The sequence below is a fragment of the Marinobacter sp. OP 3.4 genome (assembly GCF_036224885.1).
GTDB lineage: Bacteria > Pseudomonadota > Gammaproteobacteria > Pseudomonadales > Oleiphilaceae > Marinobacter.
In genome coordinates, this window is the sequence record NZ_JAVVLT010000071.1 from 1 (window position 1) to 3,790 (window position 3,790).

The 3,790-nt window shown below is 54.8% G+C and carries 2 protein-coding genes; one reads left to right on the forward strand and one right to left on the reverse strand.

Annotated elements, in window-relative coordinates; translation table 11 throughout:
- Positions 1 to 427: 427 nt before the first annotated feature.
- Positions 428 to 2,569, forward strand: coding sequence for a TonB-dependent receptor family protein (locus RO069_RS12570; protein ID WP_248185832.1), 2,142 nt, complete (start codon positions 428 to 430; stop codon positions 2,567 to 2,569).
- Positions 2,570 to 2,980: 411 nt separating this feature from the next.
- Here RO069_RS12570 and RO069_RS12575 read toward each other — a convergent pair whose 3' ends face one another.
- Positions 2,981 to 3,733: an OprO/OprP family phosphate-selective porin gene (locus RO069_RS12575; RefSeq protein ID WP_282451096.1), complete on the reverse strand. Its 753-nt coding sequence runs from the start codon at positions 3,731 to 3,733 to the stop codon at positions 2,981 to 2,983.
- Positions 3,734 to 3,790 lie beyond the last annotated feature (57 nt).

Sequence of the window (3,790 nt, forward strand, 5' to 3'; positions counted from 1 at the left end):
AAAGGTGGGTCAATTTTATTGGCCAAAGGTGGGTCAAAATAAATGGCCATTGACACCCGGCAGCCTCTAGTTTATAGAATTACCCGCACACCCTAGGCACTCACAGCATTCTCCAGGGCTGAGAAGGCCGGCGCGCTGGCCAGACCCTACTCTGCCTCAAGCGGTTTCACTCGGCGTCCGGCTTGAACACCGGGCCATGGCGCAGGGTGTTGACGTCATTAGCATCGGCATACCCGCAAGCTATCTGAACAATCCTCTCGGTCGATAAAGGAAAAGCGGGAGTTGACGGTTTTCAGCCTGTTGACACGTTTCGACCCATAAGAATTGGCTATTGACTTAATAGTTACAAAACCATAAAGTTTCGAAATGTAATGCTAATCATTATCACTTGCATCCGGAAAATTCAATGATAACGGAGAACAACCGTATGTTTAGACCTTCCCAACTATCACTGGCTGTGGCGATCAGCCTGGCCCCAGCCATGGGCTCTGCCGCTGGCGATGACCAGCCCCAGACCCTTGAAGCCCTGGAAATCATTGGCGATGCGTCTGCAGCCCAAACTCTGCCGGGGTCAGGCTATGTAGTTGGCGATCAGCAGTTGAAAACCGAGGTTGAGGCCGACATCAACCAGGTATTGAAAACCGTCCCGGGCGTGTATGTACGGGAAGAGGAAGGTCAGGGCCTGCGCCCTAACATTGGCATTCGCGGTGCCACGGCCGAGCGAAGCAGCAATGTTACCCTGATGGAAGATGGCATTCTGATCGCGCCGGCCCCCTATTCTAACCCGGCCGCCTATTATTTCCCGACGCTGAAGCGCATGTCCTCGCTGGAAGTGCTCAAGGGTGCCCCGCTGCTGCGCTATGGCCCGCAAACCACCGGTGGTGTCGTCAACCTGATTTCCACACCCATTCCCGATCAGCGGCAGGGGTATATTGAGACCGTCACCAACGACCGCGGCTCCACCGACGTTCATGTAACCTACGGTGACACGGCCGGCGACTGGGGCTACCTGCTTGAGACCATCCAGCGCTCCGCGAAAGGCTTCAAGGAGATTGACCGCAGTAACCGCGATACCGGCTTTGATATCGAAGACTATGTCGGCAAACTGCGCTGGCAGGGAGAGCGCCAGAGCGTAACCGCCAAGCTGCAGTATTCCGAGGAAACCTCCAACTCGACCTATGTCGGACTGACGGATGCGGACTTCAACCAGGACCCCAACCGGCGCTACGGGCTTTCCAGTCCCGACCAGATGGATAATACTCACTCCGGTGTCAGCCTGACTCATCAGTTCGAGTGGAGCGACAATGTAAGCAGCACCACAACCCTCTATCGCAACGACTTCAAACGCAATTGGTACAAGCTCAGTGGCGCCGGAAACATCATCGACCAGGCAAACGCCGGTGACGCCAATGCCCAGGGTATTCTCGACGGTACCGTTGACACCAGCGGCCTGAATTACAAGAACAACGCCAGGGAGTACGTCTCCCAGGGCGTTCAGACAAACTTTGATGTAAACATTGGCAACCATGAGTTCGATTTCGGTGCCCGCACCCACGAAGATGAAATGGATCGCTTCCAGCCAGTAGATGTTTACGACCAGATCAATGGCTCCCTCGTGTTCCAGAACAGCGTGGCCCCAACGGGCAGCAATAATCGCTTCGAGACCGGCGAAGCCCTGAGCTTCTGGGCACTCGACATGTGGCAGGCGACGGACAAACTCAGCATCAACCTTGCGCTACGCTACGAGGATGTGAAAACCAGCCGCACCCAGTACGCTGATCCCGGCCGCACAACGGTCGACAGCACCCGCACCAATGACAGCGCTGAACTCCTGCCCGGCGCTTCCTTTACCTACGACCTGTCCCAAAGCTGGCAGGTTCTGGGCGGTGTGCACCGGGGTTTCTCCCCTCTCGGAGGTGGTGCCAGGGCAAACGAAGAACCGGAAACCAGCAAGAACTGGGAAGCCGGCGTCCGCTACTTTGGCAATGCGTTCTTCGCGGAAATGATCGGCTTCTACAGCGATTTCTCCAACAAGGCTGAAAACTGTTCAGTGGGCTCGCCGTGCAGCAATGACGCCACTTCTGGCAGTTTCGTAACCGGCGAGGCTGAAATTGCCGGTGCGGAATTCCAGCTCCAGACCGGCACCGAGGCGGGCGACTTCTACCTTCCGGTCAGCCTTACCTACACCTTTACCCAGGCGGAAATCAGCAAGGACAATGCTGCCTCTGGCCTGAAAAAAGGCGAGCAGCTCAAAGACGTTCCGGAAAACCAGATGAGCCTGCGGGTCGGCATGGAGCACCAGAGCGGCTGGGACAACTATCTGGTGACTACCTACGTCGATGAGATGTGTGTGAGCGCGGGATGCAACAACACGGCCACCGAACTGGACGAGACCGAATCCCTGTTCCTGGTCGACTTCATCAGCCGTTACGCGCTGACCGCCAGTGCCGATGTCTTCCTGAAAGTGGACAACCTGTTCGATGAACAGCAAATTGTTTCACGTTTGCCCGATGGCGCCAGGCCAAACATGCCACGTACCGCTTCGCTGGGGATCAGCGTTAATTTCTGATCAACAACCCAAGGCCAACTGATCGGCGGCGAGTTCGCCTTTGCATTCCCTCTCTGTCATAGCCCTGGTTTCCAGCCGGGGTTTTCTGGCTATGAGAGACCTAACAACCTAATCCCGACAGACTGCCAGACGACTCCACGTGCGCGTCGGTGCGCCCCTTTTTCAGGAATTGATTATTGCCAGATAGCTATGTACCCAGAAACTTCAGATGAGCTCTATTCAGAGCGGGGCAGACAAAAAAATGGGCAGATGAATATCTGCCCTAAAAACCTGAGTACTTCATTAACTCGCAAGAACTATATCAAGCTAAACTGAACTCTAACTGAATTTTCCGATTGTTTTTTGATCGCAATGTTTCCCGTACCAGTGCCCTAATCAAGTGGTAAGCTTATTCAAGAACCCGCCATGCGGTCAAAACGCATATTGTAACCTCGCACGCACTTCATCTCCGCTAGCGCCATTGGCTTCTTCGCCATCCATGTAGCTCATTCCAAGTCGAACATTCTTGTTGGCGTAATAGTTAACGCCCAGTGTTGTTTGCTCACCGTCGGTCGTGGCCAGCCCCACATCACTGTATTTTCCGTCACCATCCTCAAAGCGGGCAACAACTTCCCAGGCCCCTTTGGGTGATGCCGGTTTTACCCGCTTGAATGCTCCGGCTTTGTAAGGACGGCTTTCGCCGGTGATGATCCAGCCAAGCTGTACGTAATAACCATCAACATCCACCTGGCCTTCCTCGGAATCGAAATATTCGGCCTGGGCATGGAAGGGCCCGGAAGCGCCGGCGAGCTCCAGATTAAACGTATCGACCTCATCGGCCTGAGTGTCGGCATCACGCGTGGTATAACCCGCACCAAGATGAACAACCATATTGTTCGTTTGAATCGGTGCAACCGTGCCCCGTGCGGTTACTGCCGTGTTATTGAAATCGTCGCTGCCATTGCCGCCTGCCTCGAAGTAGCCGATACCGTAGGTCCAGTTGCTGCCTTTGCCGCTGAGCTGGATGCCGCCGCTGCGACCGGGGGCATAACGCTCGGTCATGGCAGATCGCTCAAGCGCTGAGATGTCTTTTGAGCTCGTTAATTCTTCCAGGCCGAATGGCTCTTTCTGTTTACCGATAGTCACGGTTGCAGCTGAGCCAAATCCCATGTAACGAATGTACAGGTCGCGCGCTCAATAACTAAGTGCAACACTCCCTGATCGAGTATCGTGTTGCCATGA

Coding starts and splice junctions, on each gene's coding strand:
- RO069_RS12570 (WP_248185832.1), top strand. CDS start 428: ATGTTTAGACCTTCCCAACTATCACTGGCTGTGGCGATCAGCCTGGCC.